The following is an 18782-nucleotide window of genomic DNA, read 5'->3' as shown; positions in this document are numbered from 1 at the left end:
CGAGGGGTGGCTGCCCGGAATCAGCGAAGTGAGGCGGGCGTGCGGCCCAGAAAGTCCCGGGCCGTGCGGGTGAGGTGAGCCTGGTCGGCGAAACCCGCGTCGGCCGCTGCGGTGGCCACCGATGCGCGGGGCAGCTCGGTGACCGCCGCGCGGAGGCGGGCCCACCGCCGCAGCCGGACGAGCGGGATTCCGACGGAGTCGCGGACGAGGGCCCGAAGCCTCGGCGCCGACAGGCCGACCGTCGCGGCGACGTCCGAGAGGGGAGTGCCAGGGGCCGCGCGCAGGGCGCACGCCACCCGAGGGTCCAGGTCAGGGCAAGGGCCCATGAGCGCGGCGACTGCGGCCAGAGACGGATCGCCCAGAAGTCCCTCCGCGGTGCTCGCGTCTAGGGGCGTCGGCACGAGCGCGTCGGGGAGCAGCCACGCGTCGATGAACAGGGCGGTGAACCCCGAGTCGGTCGAGCAGGCGTGGGCGAACTGCGGTGGCACGATCACGCCGGGCGCGCTGATCGGCCGCTCGCCGGGCGGACGAACCGTGACCCGGCCGCCCCACGGCAGGACGACCTTCCACGCTGGATGCCGGTGCTCGGCGACGGTGAACGGACGGGCCTCGCTGAACACGGTGACCCCGGTCGCAGCGACCAGGCGGCGATCGTTTCGTTCAAGCCCGGCGGGGACGTCCGGGGCGAAGGTCGGTGCATGCGAGATCTCACCGCCTACGCTCTGGCCGCCTTCATGATGGTCGTCGGAGTCATGCATTTCGTCGTTCCCGGATACTTCCGCTCTCTGGTTCCGTCCTGGCTCAGGGGCGCCGGGGCCATCGTCGCACTGAGCGGCGTGGCGGAGATCGCGGTGGGCGGGTTGGTGCTGGCCTGGAGGCAGGCGGGCGGCTGGGCCGCCGCCCTGCTGATCACCGCGTACCTGGCGTCCCACTTCGACGCCCTCCGGCACGCCCGCCGTGACCGTCCCGCCCTGCTCGAACGGCCTGTCGGGGCCGTTGCCCGCCTGCTGGTCAACGCCCTGTACATCGCTTGGGCGATCGCGGTGGCCACCGCCTGATCATTCCGGCTGGTCGTTGGCCTCGCGGTTCTTGCGGCGGGCCCGGTAGGCGGCGACCGTAGTTCGGCTCGCGCAGGTGTTGGAGCAGAACCGGCGGCTGCGATTGCGGGAGTCGTCCACATAGAAGCGTTCGCAGCCGTCCGCCTGGCAGCGCCCGACGGTGACGTGGGGATCGCCGCAGATCACATGGGCGAGCGCGGCGGCGCAACTGCGTCCCAGCCAGGACGTGGGGTCCTCCCCGTCGCGCGCGAAGTGCAGGTGCGGCCCGCCCGCGCCGTCGTGCGTGCTCACGGTCATCGCGGGCGGGAACCTCTCCAGGAGGAGGTTGACGGGCGCGATCGCCCCCGCGTCCGCCACGGTTGCGACGGCGTCGCGAAGCAGCGGAAGGAGTCGCGCGAGCTCGTCGGCGTCCGGATCGGCGACGTGGTGCTGACGGAAGAACTCCCGCCGCAGCTCACTGGGGTCATCGCCGTTGACCAGTTCGACGGTCAGCCTGGCCATGTTGCCGATGTAGGCGACGTATTGCACTTGACCACCTACCTTCCTGTCTCCATAGTAGGCCGCATGGGCATGAACACCAGCTACATTGCCAGCTCCGCCGCCACCTCCGCGCGCCCGACGCCGCTCCCGGACCTGGACCTGGGGGACGACCTGCGCCTTCGCGCCCTGGACGCCGCCGACGCCGCCCTGCTGGTCGAGGCCACGAGCGGAGAACCGGGCCGATCCCTGTGGGGCCCCCACCTAGGTCCCTACTCGCCCGGCGACGCGCAAGCCGCACTGGCCGACTGGGACCCCGCCAAGGGAGGCCAGTTCGGCCTCGGCATCGTCCGCCATGGACGGCTTCTCGGCGCGGTCGGGCTGATCCCGGACGGTCCGGGGAGCATCGAGCTGGCGTACTGGCTCCGCCCTGAGGAGCGAGGCAGGGGCATCGCCTCCCGCGCCGCGCTCGCCGCGACCGAGTGGGCCCACGACGCCCTCGCCGCCCCCCGGATCTGGCTGGAGATCGAGCCCGGCAACGAGCCCTCGCAACGCCTCGCCCAACGCGTCGGCTTCCAGTTCGAACAGCACATCCCCCGCCACTGCCGAACCTGGACCCACCCGGACGCCGACCACGACACCTGGCACGACTGCCTCATCTGGACCCACGACTCCACCCGTCCAGCGACGACTTGATCAGGCTCGGCCGTCTTCAGGTGAGGAGCTCGTCGAGTCCGTCCGGGGCTTGCGGGAGGCGAGGAGGGGGCCGAGCACCTGGGTGCCGGGGCCGATGCGGCCTCCGGGGCCGGGCAGTTGGGTGGTGTTGTCGGCGGTGAGTTCGTGGCCGCAGTGGCCGCACGCGGTGACGGCCTCGGTGTCGTGCCCGCACTCCAGATGGCGGATGCGCACGGGCGGGCCCGACTCCCCGTACCAGCGGTCGCCCCAGCGCATCAGCGCGAGCAGGACGGGATACAGGTCCTTGCCCTTCTCGGTCGCCAGGTAGTGCTCGCGGGGCGGGTGCTCCTGGTAGCGCTCGCGGGTCAGGACGCCCTCCTCGACGAGGCGGGCGAGCCGGGCGGCCAGGACCTTGCGCGAGATGCCCAGGTCACGCGCCAGGTCGTCGAAGCGGTTCACGCCCACCAGGACGTCCCGCATGATGAGCGCCGTCCACGCGTCCGCGAACAGGTCGGTGGCGCGCGCGATCGAGCACGCGACGTCGGCGAGCGGGGTCCTGGTCACACCCCGAGTGTAGGTGAGTTCCCTGAGGGGACTATGGTCGGGTTCCCTAAGGAAACTCACGAGGAGGAGCCTCATGGGACCGTCCATCGAACTCGACTCGCGTACGGCCGGCGCCATCGACGGCCGCCACATCCGGGCCCTCACCTTCCAGGACGTCCGGCTCGAGTACGTGCGCTCGGTCCTGCGCCGGCTCGGAATCGATCCCGCGGGACGGTCCGCCCTGGTCGTCGGCAGCGGACGCGGACTCCTCGCCCGCGGACTGGCCGGACTCGGGCTGGACGTCGTCGCCCTGGACCCGTCCGCCGAGGCGACCGCGATGGCCCGGGAGGCGGGCGGCGGTCCGATCGAGTTCGTGACCGCGCCCGCCGAGGACCCCGGACGCGCCGACGCGTCCTTCGACCTCGTCTTCTACGCCGACACCTTCGAGATCACCGGCGATCTCGACCGGGTCGTCGCGCACGCGGCCCGGCTGCTCCGGCCGGACGGCGTCCTCTTCTACGACACCGTGAACCGGACACCCGTCTCCAGGCTGATCTACCTCGGGGCCTTCCAGGCGCTGCCGCTCACCCGGATCATGCCCTCCGGCCGCTACACCGCCGCCCGTCTACGCACACCCGCCGAGATCGCCGCGGCCCTCGCCGCCCACGGCCTGCGAAACGAGGACGTCTGCTCTTTCAAGCCCAAGAACGTCCTCAACCTCGTCCGCGCCACCCTCGCACGCCGCGCAGGCAAGATCGACGACGAGGCGATCCCACACCTGACCGACTTCGTCCTCGACCCCAACGGCCCCCCGCTAGTCACCTACCTAGGCCACGCCCGCCCACAATCCTGACACGAAAGGCGCCCTCAGGCTGCCCGGGCTACTTGGGTGCGGAGGGCTTGGATGAGGGTGGTGATTTGGGGGTGGTCGTGGCGGCGGGGGATTGCGGCGACGCCGATGTGGCGGGTTGGGGTCGGGGGTGCGATCGGGACGGTGTGCAGGCCCGGCACCGGGGGAGTCAGGGCGATCGTGGGGATGAGGGAGATCCCCATGCCCGCGGCGACGAGTGAGCGGGCGAAGAAGTAGTCGGTGGTGGTGCCGCGGATGTCGGGGGAGAAGCCGGCGCGCTCGGCGTAGCGGCGGAGGTACGCCTCGGTCTTGAGGCAGCCGAGCACCCAGGGCTCGGCGGCCAGTTCGGTGAGGTGGAGTTCGTCGCGTCCGGCGAGGGGGTGCCCGTCCGGCAGGACGACGTGGAGTGGGTCGTCCATGAGCGGCGTCCAGTGCAGGCTGTGGGCCTGTCCTTGCTGTCCGGGCAGCGGGCCGTCGAAGGAGTAGGCGAGCGCGATGTCCACCGCGCCCTGGCGGACGAGCGGCAGGCTTCCCTCGGGCTCGTGCTCCCTGACGTGGACGACGGTGTCCGGGTGGACGGTCATGAGCCGTTCGAGGGCCCCGGGGAGCAGTAGCCGCCCGCCGCTGGTGAAGGTGGCGATGGTGAGCTGGCTGCGTCCGGTGCTGAGCCGGTCGACCTGCCGTTTCGCGTGTTCGAGCTCGGCGACGACCGACTCGGCGGCGCTGAACATGATCTGGCCGGCCGGGGTGAGGGTGACGCCACGCGTGCTGCGGGTGACGACCTGGGCGCCGAGGCTGCGCTCCAGCGCGGCGACGTGCTGGGAGACGGCCGAGGGGGTGAGGCGGAGGGCGGTGGCGGCCTGGTTGAAGCTGCCGTGTTCCGCCACCGCCCTCAGGACGCGGAGCCGCTGCACGTCGATCAACAGTTTTCCTTAATGCGCGTCCAGTAGGTCGGTACTTCTGCTGATGATCCTAGGTCTCCAGGATGGAGGCATGCCAAAAGCGATCTGTGTCATCGGCGGAAGCCGGTACGCCGGAAGAGTGCTGGTGGAGCGCCTGCGGGCGGACGGTCACCGGGTCACCGTGATCAACCGCGGCTCCGTGCCGCCGCCCGCCGGAGTCGAGCACCTCGTCGTCGACCGCAACGACGAGGCCGCCCTCGTCGCGGCGCTCAGGAGCCGCACGTTCGACGTGGTCGTCGACCAGGTCTGCTACACGCCCGTCCAGGCGGCCATCGCCGTGCGCGCTTTCGGGGGCCGCGCTCGGCGCTACGTCATGACCTCCACGATCGAGGTCTACGACCCGGCGACCGCGGCGCTCCCGGCCGTGCTGGCGCACACTCCGGTGCCGGAGGAGAACGTGGACCCGGCCACCTGGCTGGTGTCGACGGATCTGCCCTGGCAGGACGAGGCGTACCTCGAAACGCACTACGCCGAGGGCAAGCGCCAGGCCGAGGCCGTCCTCACGCAGGCCGCCCGGTTCGAGTTCGCCTCCGTCCGTAGCGCCCACGTGCTCGGCGGCGGCGCGCAGGACTTCACGGGTCGCCTCGCGCACTACGTCGAGCGCATCGTCCAGGGCCAGGAGATCGCCGTCCACGCCGGGGCACTGCCGACGGTCTTCGTCCACTACGAGGAGCTGGCTGACCTGCTGCTGTGGGCGGCGACGGCCACCGACTTCACCGGCCCGGTCAACGCCTGCTCCGACGGCCCGCTCGACGTGCGCGCCCTGAGCGCCGCGATCGCCGAGCAGGCCGGGCGGCAGCCCGTGTTCCGAACCGTCGCCCCGGACGAGACCGCCTCACCGTTCTCCTTCGACCGTCACTACGCCATGAGCAACGCACGCGCCAAGGCGCAGGGCTTCTGCTTCGCCCACACCACCGACTGGCTGCCCGCCGCCGTCGCCGAAGCCCTCACCGCCGCCGCGGCCCCCTCCAACTGAGAAACCGGGTCACCATGCAGTACCGCCGCATCGGAAACACCAACGTCAGCGCCATCGGCCTGGGAGCCATGCCGCTGTCCATCGAGAACCGCCCGGACGAACAGCGCGCCATCGCCACCATCCACGGCGCCCTCGACGCCGGGGTCACGCTCATCGACACCGCCGACAGCTACCACTGGCACGCCGGTGAGGAGGGGCACAACGAGCTCCTCATCGCCCGCGCCCTGGCCGGCTACGGCGGCGACACCTCCGATGTCCTGGTCGCGACCAAGGGAGGACGCGGCCGTCCCGGCGACGGCGGCTGGACCGTCACCGGAACCCCGGAACACCTCAAGCGCGCCGCCGAGGCGTCCGCCAAGCGCCTGGGCGTCGAGGCCATCGGCCTGTACCAGCTGCACAAGCCGGACCCGGACGTCCCCTGGGCCGACTCCGTCGGCGCGCTGCGCGACCTGCTCGACGCCGGGACGATCCGCGCCGCCGGTCTCTCCAACGTGACCACCGCCCAGATCAGCGAGGCGCACGAGATCCTCGGGGAGGGTCTCGTCTCGGTGCAGAACCGGTACTCGCCGGCCGTCCGCGACAGCGAGCCCGAACTGCGGCTGAGCACCGAGCTGGGCCTGGCCTTCCTGCCCTGGAGCCCGCTCGGCGGCATCTCCCGCAGCTCCCTGGACGGCCCGTCCGACTCGTCCTCGCGCGGCACCGCCTTCCACCGCATCGCCGCCGAGCACGGCGTCAGCCCCCAGCAACTCGCGCTGGCCTGGCTGCTCACCCGCTCCCCGGCCGTGATCCCCGTGCCGGGAGCCAGCCGTCCGACCTCCATCCAGGACTCCGCCCAGGCCGTCCAGATCAAGCTGACCCAGGAAGAACTGACCCAACTCGATCCGGCACTGCCGAGCTGAGACAGGGCCAGGCAAGGTCAGGACGAGTAGGCCTGGAGTTCTTTGAGGGCCCAGCCGTTCCAGGGGAGTGGGGTGCCGGTCCAGGCGGAGGCCCAGCTGTGCACCTCCAGACGCAGGTAGCGGGCTTTGACCGGGGTGAAGGCGTAGGTGCGGCGCTGGCCGCAGGTCTTGACACCGTGCGCGGAGCAGCCGGTGGTGCCGCCTGCGGCGGGGTCGCGGGCCACGGTGGTCCAGTCGGTGCCGTTGGTGGAGGTCTTGATGTCGTAGGCCGTGGGGTGGTTCTGCCAGTCGGGGTCGACGACGACGCGGCCGACGGAGGCGGCGCGGCCCAGGTCGACCTGGAGGCTCCAGGGGGCTCCGCCGGTGGATTGCGCCATGGTCTGGGGGTAGCCGTCGACGGCGTTGGCGGTGGGTTTGCCCCACTGGGCCGCCGGGGTTCCGTTGATCATTGTGGCGGGGCGGTCGAGGGCGAGGTTGAGCGGCGGCGGGGTGGTGGTGGCGCCCCAGCGCTGAGGGGCCTGGTTCATGGTGAAGTCGAGGTTCCCTCCGTGCGCCAGGTCGGTGTGGGCGAGGAACGGCCTGCCGACGGGTCGGCCGTTCACCTTCAGGCCCTGGATGTAGGGACGGGTGGCGGTGCCGGGGGCGTTGATGACCAGGGGCCGGGCGGAGCCGGGCAGGTCGAGGGTGACCTTGTCGAACAGGGGGCTGCTCACCGCGTACCGGCCGGAGGCGGGGTTCACCGGGTAGAAGCCGAGTGCGGAGAAGACGTACCAGGCCGACATCTGGCCGCAGTCGTCGTTGCCGGGCAGGCCGTCCGGGGCGGTGTGGAAACCCGTGGCGGCGATCTTCCGGACCAGGTGCTGGGTCTTCCACGGCTGGCCCGCGTAGTCGTACAGGTAGGGGATGTGGTGGCTCGGCTCGTTGGTCGGGTCGTTGTGTCCGCCGCCGAAGTGGTCGTCGAGCCAGGCGGCGAAGGCGGCGTTCCCGCCCTTGAGCCTGATCAGGCCGGGGATGTCGTGCAGGACGTCGGCGGTGTAGGCCCACTGGTCGCCCTCGACCCAGCCGTCGGGCGCCCACGACCCGTCCCGGTTGCGGGCCTGCATGAACCCGGTCGCACGGTTGTACAGCTTGCGGTAGTTCTTGCTGCGGTTCAGGAAGTAGGCGGCGTCGGAGGTCTTGCCGGCCGCCTTGGCGACCTGGGCGACCGCGTAGTCCTCGTAGGCGTAGTCCAGGGTCCGCGATCCCGCCGCGTAGCTGTGGTCGGCCGCGACCCATCCGTTCTTCTTGTAGGCGGTCAGTCCCGCGCGGGCCTGGACGGGCGCGAACGGTTCCCGGTCGAAGTAGGGCAGCAGGGTGTCGTAGTCCGGTGGCGTCATCGCGTCCTTGCGGACGGCCTGGTAGGCCAGGTTCAGGTCGAAGCCGCGGAACCCCTTGGCGATGTCCTCGGCGATCACCGAGTCGGCGTTGGTGCCCACCATGATGTTGGTCTCGGTGAGGTTCTTCCAGACCGGTAGCCAGCCGCCCTCCCGGTAGTCCTGCAGCATCGAGGTGACCATGCCGTTGACGCGTTCGGGAGCGAGCAGGATCAGCAGGGCGTTCTCGGCCCGGAAGGTGTCCCACAGGGAGTACCCGGTGTAGCTGATGCCGCGGTGGACCTTGTCGTCGTAGGCGCTGTAGTAGCGTCCGCCCTCCGACATCTCCGACGGGTACTGCAGTGCGTGGTACAGCGCGGTGTAGAGGGTGGTCAGCTGGGGGCGGGTGCCGCCCTGGACGCGGATCCGGTCGAGTTTGGCGGCCCAGGCGGCCCTGACCTGCGCCACGGTCTGGTCGAAGGAGCGCCCGTCCGGGATCTCGGCGTCCAGGTTCGCCCGCGCCTGGGCGACGGAGATGAACGAGGTCGCGATCCGCACCGTGACGGTCACCGCGCCCGCCGGGAACCGCACGTAGCCCGCCACGTCCGGGCCCGTCCGGTCGGACTGCCCGTCGTGCCGGACCGCGCCGTTCGCCGTGCCGTGACCGGCGAACGAGGTGTCGAAGCGGGCCACAAAGTAGCCCTTGAAGTGCGGCGCCTTGAACGGCCCCAGCCCGCTGTCCTGCCGGTCGGGGTTGTAGCCGGTGATCTCACGCCGCGCCGGGTCGATGTGCACGTTCCCGGTGACGCCGCTCCGGGTCGCCTGGACCACGAAGTTGGCCGCCGCCCCCTTCGGGTAGGTCAGGCGCAGGAACCCGACCCGGGAGGTGGCGGTGAGCCGGGCCCGCAGCGTCTGCCCCGGCGACGGATGCATATCGACTGCGTACTGTTCCGGCGAGGCCGTCTCGTCCCGGTGGCTGTAGGGCAGGCCGCGGTCCCGCTCGGCGGTCTTCACCTCTCCTACCCCGGGCATTCCGGCCACGTACCCCGAGTCGCCCATCCAGATCGCCGGCTGATGCGTCCCGATGAACCCCGTGATCTTCGGGTCGCCCAGACGGTACGGCAGCACGCTCACCTTGTTCTGGCGGGTCATCGGCGACCATCGCGTCATCCCGAACGGCGGAGCCGTGCTCGGGATCATCCCGCCGTACTCGGTGTCGCTCGCGCCCGTCGTCCCGATGAACGGATCGACCCGGTCCACGTTCCCGCCGCCCGCCGCCCGTGTCGACATTGCCCGCGCCGATACCGCCAGCGCCGATGCCGGGCCCGGCGTACCGGCCAGCGGGACTACCACGGTCAGCAACATCACCGGGGCCAGCAGCGCCCGCCGCGTCACACGGGGCCTGCGAGGCGCGCGTCGAGTCACGGCAGATCCTGCACGGACGAGCATGGTGCCTCCGAGGGGGGTGAGGCGGCCATGACAACGTTGTCGCAGCCGGAGGGACCGCCATTATCACCGGGTCGACCCCGAATCGTGAAGATCCTTCACGTAATTCGCGGGCACCTCGACCGTGCAGCCCGAGTCCCGCTCGACCACGGCACCGACCGGTCGAACCGAACCGTCCGCCCTGCCAGGCGTATCGGAGCGCCGCTGGTGAGCCCGTCTACTGCCAGGTCGCGGTGTCGGGGTCGATGTCGTGGGCGCGGGCGCTGGCGTCGATGATCTGGCGGAACCATGTGGCGAGGCCCGCGCGGACGCCGTTGTAGTGGGCGGCGAATCCCGGGTCGGCCTCGTACATGCGGCCGAGGCAGACCTGCATCTGCCGGGTGAGCGGGAAGTACGAAGCGAAGACTTCGCGGTGTCGTTCGACGAGCCGGTTCGCCGCCGGGCTGCCGGGTGTGACGCCGGTGTCCATCGCATCGGCGAGGGCTCGGTCGAGGTCGGCGACGGCGTCGGCGACGGCCTGCCATTCCTCCGGTCCGCGGGTGGCGGAGCGTTCGGCGTACTGCTGCCATTGAGTGGTGGTTCCGTAGCGGTGGCGGGCCTGGGCGGGCCAGTCCGGGTTCCACTGGGGGCCGAGGATCGCGGCCTGCTGCTCGATCGTCAGCAGCAGGCCGCGCTCGTGGGCGTCGATCATGCGGTCCAGTCCGTCGCTGAGCTTCTGGAGCCGGACGATTCGTTCGGCGACCTGGGCGCGCTGCGTCCGCAACGCGCCGGGGACGTCCGCGGACGAGTCGTCCAGGACCGTCCGAATCCTGTCCAGGCCGAGCCCGAGCTCGCGGTAGACGACGATGCGGTGGAGCCGTTCCAGATCATCAGCGGTGTAGAGCCGGTATCCGGCGGCCGTGCGCATCGACGGCCGGGCCAGGCCGATCTCGTCCCAGTGGTGCAGCGCGCGGACCGTCACGCCCAGACGCGTCGAGACCTGGCCGACGGTCAGGCCGTCGGCATCGGTGGCATCAGGCATGCTCCCCATTGTCGCCGCCGCCCGGGGCGGTGATCCCGATGGCCTCCAGGTTCCGCGCCTCCTCGCTCGCGGGATCGAGGAGCTTGGCCGCGGTGGCGATGATCCGTGCGTTCTCGGGCGTGATCACCTCCACGTCGCGGGTGTTCCAGGGAGTGTCCCGGGGACCGTCGACCGAGCCCGGACGCAGCGCGCGACAGGCCTCGGCAAGCGGTTCGACCTGGCTGAGCACGCAGGCGAAACTGAAGCTCATCGCCGGTGCCCGCTCCGGGACGCTCTCCGCCGAGACGAGCAGGACGTCCTGGAAGGCCCACCGACGCAGATGCACCAGCGTGCCGGGGATGCCGAACAACTCGAAGAACCCGAGCCCGCGCGTCCAGAAGTCCACCGACTCCGCCAGATCGCTCGTGGGGATCGTCACGAAGGCGGGCATCCCGTAGATGCCACGGAACGGTTCCGGCGGAACCGCGTCCGGGCCGGGAGAAGGCACAGGGCTGATCTCGAAGGCGTTGTAGTAGTCACTCATGGAGCCCACCTTCGAGCCTCACGCAACGTGAGGGTCAAACCAGGGGAGCGGGCCTCACGCCTGTGGCTCCGCTGTGGCCGGAAGGGGAGGCTGGTCCGTCAGTGCCCGATCAGCCGCTGCAAGTCGGCGACGGCCTGGACACCGGAGACCGGCGGACGGCCGTCGATCACCAGGCTGGGGACGCCGGTGACACCGGCCTCGGCCGCGCGGCGTCGATCGGCGCGGATTTGTTCGGCGTGGTCGTCCCCGGCGAGGACGGCGCGCACCTCGTCGCCGTCCAGTCCGGCCTCGCCGCCGAGCCGACGTAGGACCTGCTCATCGGCCACGTTGAGACCCTCGGTGTGGTACGCGTGCAGCAGCAGTTCCATCATCTGGTCGGCCCTGCCGCGCACGGCGGCCAGCTTGACCAGCCGGTGCGCGTCGAAGGTGTTCACCGGACGGGCGAGTTGCAGGTTCAACTCCAGCCCCTCGGCCATGCCCAGCGACCGGATCCGGGCGATGCGCGGGCGCCTGCTCGCCGGACGCGGAGAACGCCGGAGGCGCAGGACGTGTGGCGCCGCGTCCGCCTCGACGTCCTGCATGTGCGGCCTGGAGAGCAGCCCGGCAGCGCTGACGAGGTTGCGGCGGAAAACCGTTTGAGGCTTTCCTCCGCCTTCCCGTAGGTTGCCTGCGACCCGATCGCAGTGAAGACAGAGGACAGACCGCGTGACCCCGCCTGCTCTTTAGACCTGACACCTTCTTCCGCTCACCTGTAGCCGACGTCGCCGTCGGTTCCGCCGGGCTGCCCTCGCGCGCCCGGTCACACAGCGTTTGAGGTCGCGCGCAATCGGCCTCGTGTCAGGTCTAGAGAGATCATGTCTTCACAACCTCATATCGTGCTGCCCTGGGTCATCCGCCGGACCAGGCCGCCCCTGCTGTCGCTGCGGTGCGTGGACTGCCGGTCGGAGTCGGCCACCACCGGCGAGGGCAGGTTCCGCGTCAACGCCAACGGCAAGCTGCTGGACGTGTGGCTGCTGGTCCGCTGCGTGTCCTGCGACCGGACGAGCAAGATCACCGTGCACGACCGGGCGCCGGTCAGGTCCCTCGACCCGGCCGAGCTCCGCGGCTACCGCGTCAACGACGCCGGTCTGGTGGCGTCCACGCTGCTGGATCCGCTGCTCGCCCGGCGTAACCGCTTCACCCTGGACTGGACGGGGGCGTGGCGGCTGGACACTCCGTCGGAGTGGCTGGACGACCCGTGGCCGGTCCAGGTCGAGGTCACCTTCGCGGATCCGGTGCCGGTGCGTCCGGAACGGCTCATCGCGCAGGGGCTCGGCCTCAGCAGGAGCGAGGTGCTGCGCCGGATCAAGTCCGAAACCTCCCTGCGCCGTCCGACGAGCACCGGATTCACCTTCACCGTGATGCCCGGGGACTAGCGGGAACCCAACCGCGGCGGGCCACCCGGCCCGCCGCGGCTTCACCTCTCGACCCCGCGCGAGGCTTCACCGCTCGGCAGAGCTCACGCGGGGTGTTCGGCGCAGAGGCAGCCGACGCCCTTCTCGATCCATTCGCGTCCCTCCCATTCGGGGTGCCGTTCGACCAGCAGCGCCCGGACCTCGGCCAGGACGTCGCCCTCGTCCATCGCCGAGTCGCGCCGCCGCCAGGTCTCGTCGCGGAGCTCGCGCAGGTAGTCGCGGACGTCCGCGAGCAGTTGCGGGCCGTCGACGTCGCCGTGACCGGGGACGACCACCCGGTGCCCGTTGTCCGCCAGCCGCTCCATCACCGCGAGCCAGCCGATCCCGGAGACGTCGGTGTCGTGCGGCGGGAACCAGGGGAAGATCGCGAACTGCCCCGCCTCGGCGAGGTCGCCGGTGAACAGCACACCGGCGTCGGGCACCTCGATCACCTGGTCGCCCTTGGTGTGTCCCCGGCCGGTGGGCCGCAGCCGGACGGTCCGGCCGCCGAGGTCCAGGGTGTACCCGTCGTCGTGGACCACGTCAGGGACGGGCACGCGGACGTCGCCGTCGAGGCGGTCGGCGACCGGCGAACCGAAGCCGCGGAACATCTCCAGGTAGCCCGGCCCCTTCGTCTTCAGGTCGTCCGCCTGGGCGCGGTTGGCGATGTAGGTCGCGTGGCCGTCGAACACGTGCGCCCCGAAGGCGTGCTCAGGGTGGAAGTGCGTCGTGGTCAGGTACAGCCGCCGTCCCCGGGCCACCGTGGACGCCAGGGAGAGGACCTGCTCGGCGTTGGCGGTGCCCATGCCCGTGTCGACCACGAGGACGGCGTGCGTGCCGCCGATGATGCCGATGTTCGGGACGAGCTGGACCCCGCGGTTCGGAATCACCAGCAGGTCCGGGGCGATCTCCTGGACGCCGTCGACGTGCACGGCGGGGTCGGGAAGCAGCGGTGCGTTCATGCTTCGATTCCACCGTCCCGGAACCTCGCCCGTCCAAGACCGATGCGAAAACACCCGATACTTCGCGGGTATCGTCGCAGCATGGAGCTGCGAACGTTGCGCTACTTCGTCGCGGTCGCCGAGGAACTCCACTTCGGACGGGCCGCCGCCCGGCTGCACATGAGCCAGCCCCCGCTGAGCCGGGCGATCAAGCAGCTGGAGGCCGGTCTCGGCGCGACCCTGCTGAACCGATCCTCCACGGGTGTCTCCCTCACTCCCGCCGGTGCGGTGCTGCTGGACGAGGCGCGCGAGCTGCTCGTCCAGGCCGACCGGATCCGCGCGCGCGTGGCGGCGGAGGCCGGTCCCGCGACCATCACGATCGGCCTCCTCGGCGACGGCACCGACCTGGATGCCGTCCGGCTGGCCAACGCCTTCCGCGCGCGGCACCCGGGCATCGAGGTCCGCATCCGCGAGGCCGACCTGACCGATCCGACCTGCGGGCTGCGCGCCGGGCTGGTCGACGTCGCCCTCACCCGCGCGCCGTTCGACGAGACGGGACTGACCGTCCACGAGCTGCGGGCCGACCCGGTCGGCGCGGTGCTCCGCGACGACGACCCCCTCTCCCAGCGCACGCACCTGGTGCTGGCCGACCTGTCCGGCCGACGCTGGTTCCAGTTCCCGGACGGCACCGACCCGGCCTGGTGGACGTACTGGAACGGCCAGGAACCTCGCGAAGGGCCGGTGGTGCGGGCCGTCCAGGAATGCCGTCACGCCGTGCTCTGGAACGGCACGGTGGGCCTGACCCCGCTCGGCCACGACATGCCCAAGGGGCTGACCGCGGTACCGCTGACCGACATGCCGCCGAGCCGCGTCGTGACGGCGTGGAACAAGGACGACCCGAACCCGCTGATCCCCTCGTTCGTCCGCATCGCAGCGGCCACGTACCGCCCGAGCCGACAGCGCCCCGGTGACCAGACGGCTCAGCGTCCCGCCACCGGGTCCGAACGGGCTTGATCTGACGACGCGCCGGCCGCGTCCCGCCACCAGCGACGCGACACCACCGCGGCCACCCCGGCTCCGGCGGTGTTGGAGGACGTCGTGTCTGCCACCGGTCTCAGCCGGACATCCTCCGCGTGGTCACCTCGATCTACACCGGGACCGTGCGGGCCTACGACGTCGTCACCATGCTCCAGCGCGACGGCCACCTTCGCCCTTCCCGGACTCGCGCCCGGCGCCATCCGCGACCTACGCGACACCGGCGCCTCCGAAGACGACGACGAGGTCTGAGAAGCTGTGTCCTATCCGCTGATCTGAGCTGTTGATCTCTGGCGCGGGTTGGTCGCGGCGCGTGAGAATCGGTGTGTGGGCCGTGGAGACGTCCGGGTTTGGGGGTACGTCAGCCTTGCCAGTAGTGGTAGAGCTGGTGGTCGTCGCCGACGGCGAAAACGTCGAGGCGGCGCGGACCCCATGTCGTGGCGGCTGCCCGTCCGTTGACCCAGACGCCGCCGAGGTCCTCGGAGTCGAACGGGTTGTTCTCCTGCCAGTGGTGTCGCAGGCCGGCGCCGGAGGGGACGAACGCGTCGAGCCGGGGGTAGCCCCAGGTGACGGCAGCCGGTGGGGCGGCGCCGAGAGCGTAGTACTCAAGCGCCTCGAAGCGGAATCCCTCGCCCGGGTTCTGCCAGAGGTGCCCGATCCGGGGGGCGAGGTCGGGGTCTTCGAGTTGGGTGAACACGTCGAGGCGGCCGCGCCGGCCTGAGGCTGCGTCGATCCACTGCGCATGGCGACGGGCCAGCAGTTCGTGGGACGGCGCTCCGTCTGGTCGCCGCCAGTGGTGGACGAGCCCGTAGTCGTTGTCGGCGACGAACGCGTCCCACCAGTCGGGGCCCCATGAGGTCGCGGCGATCCGGCGATTGCCGGTCCACGGGTAGCCCGGGTTGTAGGGGCCGCCGCCGACGGGTTCGAGTTCGAACGGTCGGACGGTCAGGGAACCGGCGACGACGAGTTGCGTCGAGTAGCGCCACAGCTGGAAGTCGTCGCCGATGATGAAGACGTGCAGTCCCGACCCGTGAGCGACCGCTCTGGACACGGGGTTGCGCCAGCGCCCCCCGAGTGACTCGGACTGAAAGGGCTCACCGGGTAGCTGCCAGAAGTGGTGCAGTGCCGCGTCGGGACCGACGACGAACACGTCCAGACGGCCGCGCCAGCGGACCGCCGACACGTCCTGGCGGAGCCACCCACCGCCCAGCGACTCCAAACCGAAGGGCTGTCCGCCGCCCACCCGTGGCCACCAGTAGTGGTACAGCTGCCAGTTGGTGCCCAGCAGGAACACGTCGAGGCGCTGTGGGCCCGACACCGCCGCCGGCGTCATCCGATGATCCCACTGTCCACCCCAGGGCTCCGAGCTGAACGTCGCCACGCCATGACCTCCACGGACCGCCGCTGGGACCAACCAATCGTATTCGACCGAGGCGACAAGCCAATGAGCCGATGCAGTCAACACGAGGGCCGTCCGCGAGGTGGGTGGGGCCACCTGTGTTTTAGTTCAAGGTTTGTGGAGTGTCACTTTGAGTGAGACGTCTGCTTGATCGCGGTTTCGTAAGAGCCTTCGTTCGCGTTCTGTAATCGTCACACCGTGACGCCTGCGTGTGACGCTCACTCGCGCCCGACACGTGAGCAGCAGCGTCGAGATCCGATCGGACAAGCATCACGGTGACGGATCTCCGAACGAATCGAAGCTCCACGACCGCCGTGGCCCGGTGCCCCCGAAACTGTTCCTGAACAGGGCGCACGTAGGCGTTGAGAAACAGGCACTGACCAGCACGGCGGAACGCAAGGTGGCACCGTGGAGCCATGGAGGAGACCCCGGACCCACCCGCGACCTACGAGACCCTGATGAGCCAGACCCAACGGATCTACCGGCAGGCTGGAGCGGTACGACGGAATCACCCGGCAGTAGCTCCAGGAGGAGCGGAGGACCGTCGAAGCCGCGATCTACGTCGTACTGGACACCACCACCGAGGCCGAGAACGGCCATCTGGTGGGACAGGCCGCCCTGGACGCCGCCCAGCAGATGCGGGCGCGGTGGATCCCGCACGCGAACCCGTGATGTGACAGGGAATGGCCCATTCCCTGTCACATCGGAGTGGCGAGATGCTCCACGAGCTTCCCGATGTCGATTTCCGAAGTCCTCTGCACGGATATCTGAAGTCGTGTGCACACCGGTTGGCGGCCTGCCGCCGATCGAGCATGGGGGCCGTTGATGAACACGACTACGGGAATCGACAGTGTCCAGGAAAGTTTGTCGTTTTGGGTCGCCTGGGGCCCGTGTCGTGCCTGGTCAGGGGCGAAGCATCTTGTTCAGGCGTGTGCGAACAGCCCTCGAACTGCCACGCATTGCATTGATGCGGTTCATGGAGATCGGTGTGTAGCGGCACCCGGGGAAGTGCGTGACGCTGCCATGGCAGCCGGGGCAGGGGGTGAGGTCTGGACGGCCCACGGTTCCCCCTCCTGAGTTGCCGATTGGGCCGGCGCTGCCGGGCTCGATCCGGCGAGCTTCCCGTCGAATCCGTCGAATCCTTCTACGGTCGCGAAGACGGGTTATCCAGCGGCTGATGGGGTTCATGGCTCCTCGGTTCGTGCCCTGGGGAGAACTCGTGTGCGGCGTATCGCTGTCGTCGTTGTCCCGGCTGCGGCAAGAAGGCTGAGCCCGGCGGCAACCCAGCGCAGAGAGGCTTGGCCGGCTCCAGCGGGAGGAGCCGCGAGCACCGCGAGAGTGAGCGACAAGGCGATCACGCCGGCGTTGTAGGCGAATCGTGCGCGTGTGGCGTACCGGCGCCACTGCTCGTGGTGCTGCTCGTGCTCGGCTTTCAACCACGCTTGCCGCGTGCGGTCATCGGAGGCTTCCGGCCACCAAGTCCCTATGTCGGCGGGCGAGTAGAAGAACGCTCGGGCGGTGAAGCCGTACTGGATTGACATGACCAGAAATGCCGCGGTGGCAGCGCAGAACAGGATGCACAGTCCTGGCCACCGAAACGACCCTGCGCTCTGGGCTACGACGGCGATGGTCGCGAGAGCGAAACCTGCCAGCGGGGGCGCTGCAATCGAAGCCATCGCATCCAGTGCCGCAGCAGATCCCAACGGTGAAGGCTTCGGCCAGAGCGCCTGGTCCTGCTCTTCGATCTCGCTCACCCCTCTTCTCCCCGGGCGTCCGGCTCGACTGACTCGCCCACGGCCCGCTCGCGGTCTCCGGGGCGGGGACCCTGCGGACAGCCGTTGGCGGTACAAGGCAGTAACTGGCGATGATCGGCCTGCGGGGGGATCGGAACGGTCAGTAGCGACAGGCCGACCGACCCACAAGTGAGGACCTGGGGGGGCGCCCTTTGGATGGCCCCGTCACCTCAGAAGCATCACCAACAGTCATCGCGTGGCGACCCATGGTTAATGCTTGGGGGGTGACCTCGAAAGGAGCACCCATGATGAAACCCTTCCGGGCCCTCGCGGCGACTGTCCTGGTGGCCGCCGCCCTCAGCCCTGGCACCGGCGCGGCCAACGCCACCACCGCCAGAGGTGCCCTGGTGCTGTGGAGCCAGCCCAACCAGACCGGCACCTCCAAGAACGTGCCGGAGCCTGAGCTGGAAGGCTGCGCCCCGCTGGACAGCCCGTTCCAGACCCGGTCGGCCGCCAACCGCAACACTGAATACAGCGCCTCGCTGTTCACCTCCAATGACTGCACCGGCACGCCCGAGGCGACCATCGACCCGGGGCAGAAGCAGAACTTCCAGGGCTCTCACCGGGTGTCCGCGATCTTGTTCGAAGCGCCCTGACCCGCCGTCCCCGCCTGCCAGGCACCAGGAGGTGACCCGGAGGAGGCGGCGGACGCCGTGCCCCTCTGCGACCACCGGCGAGCCGCGCCCGTCGGTGGCGCGTCGGTCTTGCCCTGGGTTTCGGCACTGGTTCGGGACACCAACGACGAGGGCCGAAATGGCGGGCTGTCACTCTCGGCGCGGTGACCTGGGGCGATGTGATGCCCCAGCCGGGACAGTCCCTCTACTCTGCCGCGCTACCGGCGGGCACCGCCAACGGCTGTCCGGCCGTTCCTCATCCCCGGTCTTGGCCCGCGGACTTCGGCTGCCCCGAGAGCAGGACGCCGTCCACAGCGTTCCTGAATCTCATCGACAATCCCACAACACCGGCGGCGCGAACGTTGCTCGAACGGGTGGACATCCGTTCCTGCTTCTCGCGGCCACACTCACTCGGGGATTGATGCGGGGTGCGCTGGTCAGCGGCCGGGCGTCCTGTGCTGTTGAGCGGCTGTGATGCGGGTGGCGTGCACCCGGTGGGCCTTGTGTTCGGTCGGCCCGGCGCCCTCGGCGGCGGGGGCTGCGCTCTGGTGCAGCGCGGCGTGGTGGAGTTCGGGCGGCACGGTGAGGCGGATGGAGTAGCCCTTGCCGCGGCGGATGATCCGCCCCCGGATGAGCACCTTGCGGATGGTGTCGTCGCCGACGGCCCGCAGGTGGTCGGCGAGCAGGCCGGGCAGGTCGAGCGTCACGGGCGTGTCCGCGGCGGGGCCGGACGGCTCCTCGGGAACGGGCGGCGCGTCGAGCTGGTCGGGGAGTTGGCGGGCGTG

General features: G+C 70.4%; 20 protein-coding genes. 8 read left to right on the top strand and 12 right to left on the bottom strand.

From position 1 onward, the window contains the following. Positions 1–20: 20 nt before the first annotated feature. Positions 21–620: a helix-turn-helix domain-containing protein gene (locus P696_RS56670; RefSeq protein WP_211245968.1), complete on the bottom strand. Its 600-nt coding sequence runs from the start codon at positions 618–620 to the stop codon at positions 21–23. A 78-nt stretch (positions 621–698) separates the two neighbouring features. Here P696_RS56670 and P696_RS56665 point away from each other — a divergent pair, with 78 nt between their 5' ends. Continuing rightward, positions 699–1058, top strand: coding sequence for a DoxX family protein (locus P696_RS56665; protein ID WP_026416496.1), 360 nt, complete (start codon positions 699–701; stop codon positions 1056–1058). Here P696_RS56665 and P696_RS0138515 read toward each other — a convergent pair whose 3' ends face one another. Continuing rightward, the gene (locus P696_RS0138515; protein WP_026416495.1) at positions 1059–1586 is read right to left on the bottom strand and encodes a CGNR zinc finger domain-containing protein; all 528 of its coding nucleotides are present in this window, start codon (positions 1584–1586) and stop codon (positions 1059–1061) included. A 36-nt stretch (positions 1587–1622) separates the two neighbouring features. Here P696_RS0138515 and P696_RS53395 point away from each other — a divergent pair, with 36 nt between their 5' ends. Beyond that, a complete protein-coding gene (locus tag P696_RS53395; RefSeq protein WP_051468817.1) occupies positions 1623–2231 on the top strand; it encodes a GNAT family N-acetyltransferase in 609 nt (202 codons plus the stop codon). Here P696_RS53395 and P696_RS0138505 read toward each other — a convergent pair whose 3' ends face one another. Continuing rightward, positions 2232–2774 carry a winged helix-turn-helix transcriptional regulator gene (locus P696_RS0138505; RefSeq protein WP_026416494.1) on the bottom strand — a complete coding sequence of 181 codons (543 nt, stop codon included), beginning with the start codon at positions 2772–2774 and terminating at the stop codon, positions 2232–2234. Positions 2775–2847: 73 nt separating this feature from the next. Between P696_RS0138505 and P696_RS0138500 the strand changes: the two genes are divergently transcribed. Further along, positions 2848–3606, top strand: a complete 759-nt coding sequence (locus P696_RS0138500; protein ID WP_026416493.1) for a class I SAM-dependent methyltransferase — start codon at positions 2848–2850, stop codon at positions 3604–3606. A gap of 14 nt (positions 3607–3620) precedes the next feature. Here P696_RS0138500 and P696_RS0138495 read toward each other — a convergent pair whose 3' ends face one another. Then, positions 3621–4517: a LysR family transcriptional regulator gene (locus tag P696_RS0138495; protein ID WP_245627995.1), complete on the bottom strand. Its 897-nt coding sequence runs from the start codon at positions 4515–4517 to the stop codon at positions 3621–3623. A gap of 79 nt (positions 4518–4596) precedes the next feature. Between P696_RS0138495 and P696_RS0138490 the strand changes: the two genes are divergently transcribed. Next, positions 4597–5541: an NAD-dependent epimerase/dehydratase family protein gene (locus P696_RS0138490; RefSeq protein WP_034489071.1), complete on the top strand. Its 945-nt coding sequence runs from the start codon at positions 4597–4599 to the stop codon at positions 5539–5541. Positions 5542–5555: 14 nt separating this feature from the next. After that, positions 5556–6440: an aldo/keto reductase gene (locus P696_RS0138485; RefSeq protein WP_026416490.1), complete on the top strand. Its 885-nt coding sequence runs from the start codon at positions 5556–5558 to the stop codon at positions 6438–6440. A 17-nt stretch (positions 6441–6457) separates the two neighbouring features. Here P696_RS0138485 and P696_RS50960 read toward each other — a convergent pair whose 3' ends face one another. The 4 genes from P696_RS50960 to P696_RS50955 form a co-directional block, all read right to left on the bottom strand. Beyond that, entirely contained in the window at positions 6458–9157 is a 2700-nt protein-coding gene (locus tag P696_RS50960) for a GH92 family glycosyl hydrolase (RefSeq protein ID WP_281175032.1), read from the bottom strand. Positions 9158–9455: 298 nt separating this feature from the next. Next, complete coding sequence (locus P696_RS0138475; RefSeq protein WP_026416489.1) at positions 9456–10259, bottom strand: MerR family transcriptional regulator; 804 nt, start codon at positions 10257–10259, stop codon at positions 9456–9458. Then, positions 10252–10782, bottom strand: a complete 531-nt coding sequence (locus tag P696_RS0138470) for a VOC family protein (RefSeq protein ID WP_026416488.1) — start codon at positions 10780–10782, stop codon at positions 10252–10254. Before P696_RS0138470 ends, P696_RS0138475 begins: the two co-directional genes overlap by 8 nt. 98 nt (positions 10783–10880) lie before the next feature. Then, entirely contained in the window at positions 10881–11363 is a 483-nt protein-coding gene (locus P696_RS50955; protein ID WP_051468814.1) for a DsbA family protein, read from the bottom strand. Positions 11364–11657: 294 nt separating this feature from the next. On the opposite strand from P696_RS50955, the gene P696_RS0138460 reads away from it, so the two are divergent. Beyond that, positions 11658–12197, top strand: a complete 540-nt coding sequence (locus P696_RS0138460) for a DUF1062 domain-containing protein (protein WP_245627970.1) — start codon at positions 11658–11660, stop codon at positions 12195–12197. Positions 12198–12280: 83 nt separating this feature from the next. Here the strand turns inward: P696_RS0138460 and P696_RS0138455 are convergent, their stop codons facing one another. Then, a complete protein-coding gene (locus P696_RS0138455; protein ID WP_026416486.1) occupies positions 12281–13177 on the bottom strand; it encodes an MBL fold metallo-hydrolase in 897 nt (298 codons plus the stop codon). Between the two features lie 81 nt (positions 13178–13258). Between P696_RS0138455 and P696_RS50950 the strand changes: the two genes are divergently transcribed. Then, complete coding sequence (locus P696_RS50950) at positions 13259–14170, top strand: LysR family transcriptional regulator (RefSeq protein ID WP_084338853.1); 912 nt, start codon at positions 13259–13261, stop codon at positions 14168–14170. Between the two features lie 382 nt (positions 14171–14552). On the opposite strand, the gene P696_RS0138445 is transcribed toward P696_RS50950, so the two are convergent. Further along, positions 14553–15524: a DUF8189 domain-containing protein gene (locus tag P696_RS0138445; protein ID WP_026416485.1), complete on the bottom strand. Its 972-nt coding sequence runs from the start codon at positions 15522–15524 to the stop codon at positions 14553–14555. A gap of 1250 nt (positions 15525–16774) precedes the next feature. Then, a complete protein-coding gene (locus tag P696_RS56660) occupies positions 16775–17344 on the bottom strand; it encodes a hypothetical protein (protein WP_157430191.1) in 570 nt (189 codons plus the stop codon). Between the two features lie 284 nt (positions 17345–17628). Here P696_RS56660 and P696_RS0138440 point away from each other — a divergent pair, with 284 nt between their 5' ends. Continuing rightward, positions 17629–17979: a hypothetical protein gene (locus P696_RS0138440; protein ID WP_026416484.1), complete on the top strand. Its 351-nt coding sequence runs from the start codon at positions 17629–17631 to the stop codon at positions 17977–17979. A gap of 455 nt (positions 17980–18434) precedes the next feature. Here P696_RS0138440 and P696_RS0138435 read toward each other — a convergent pair. After that, a partial coding sequence (locus tag P696_RS0138435; protein ID WP_026416483.1) for a hypothetical protein occupies positions 18435–18782 on the bottom strand: 348 nt, incomplete at its 5' end.

It is taken from the genome of Actinomadura oligospora ATCC 43269 (genome assembly GCF_000518265.1).
GTDB lineage: Bacteria > Actinomycetota > Actinomycetes > Streptosporangiales > Streptosporangiaceae > Spirillospora > Spirillospora oligospora.
The sequence above is the reverse complement of the archived record's forward strand: the minus strand, read 5'-3'. Positions and strand labels throughout refer to the sequence as shown.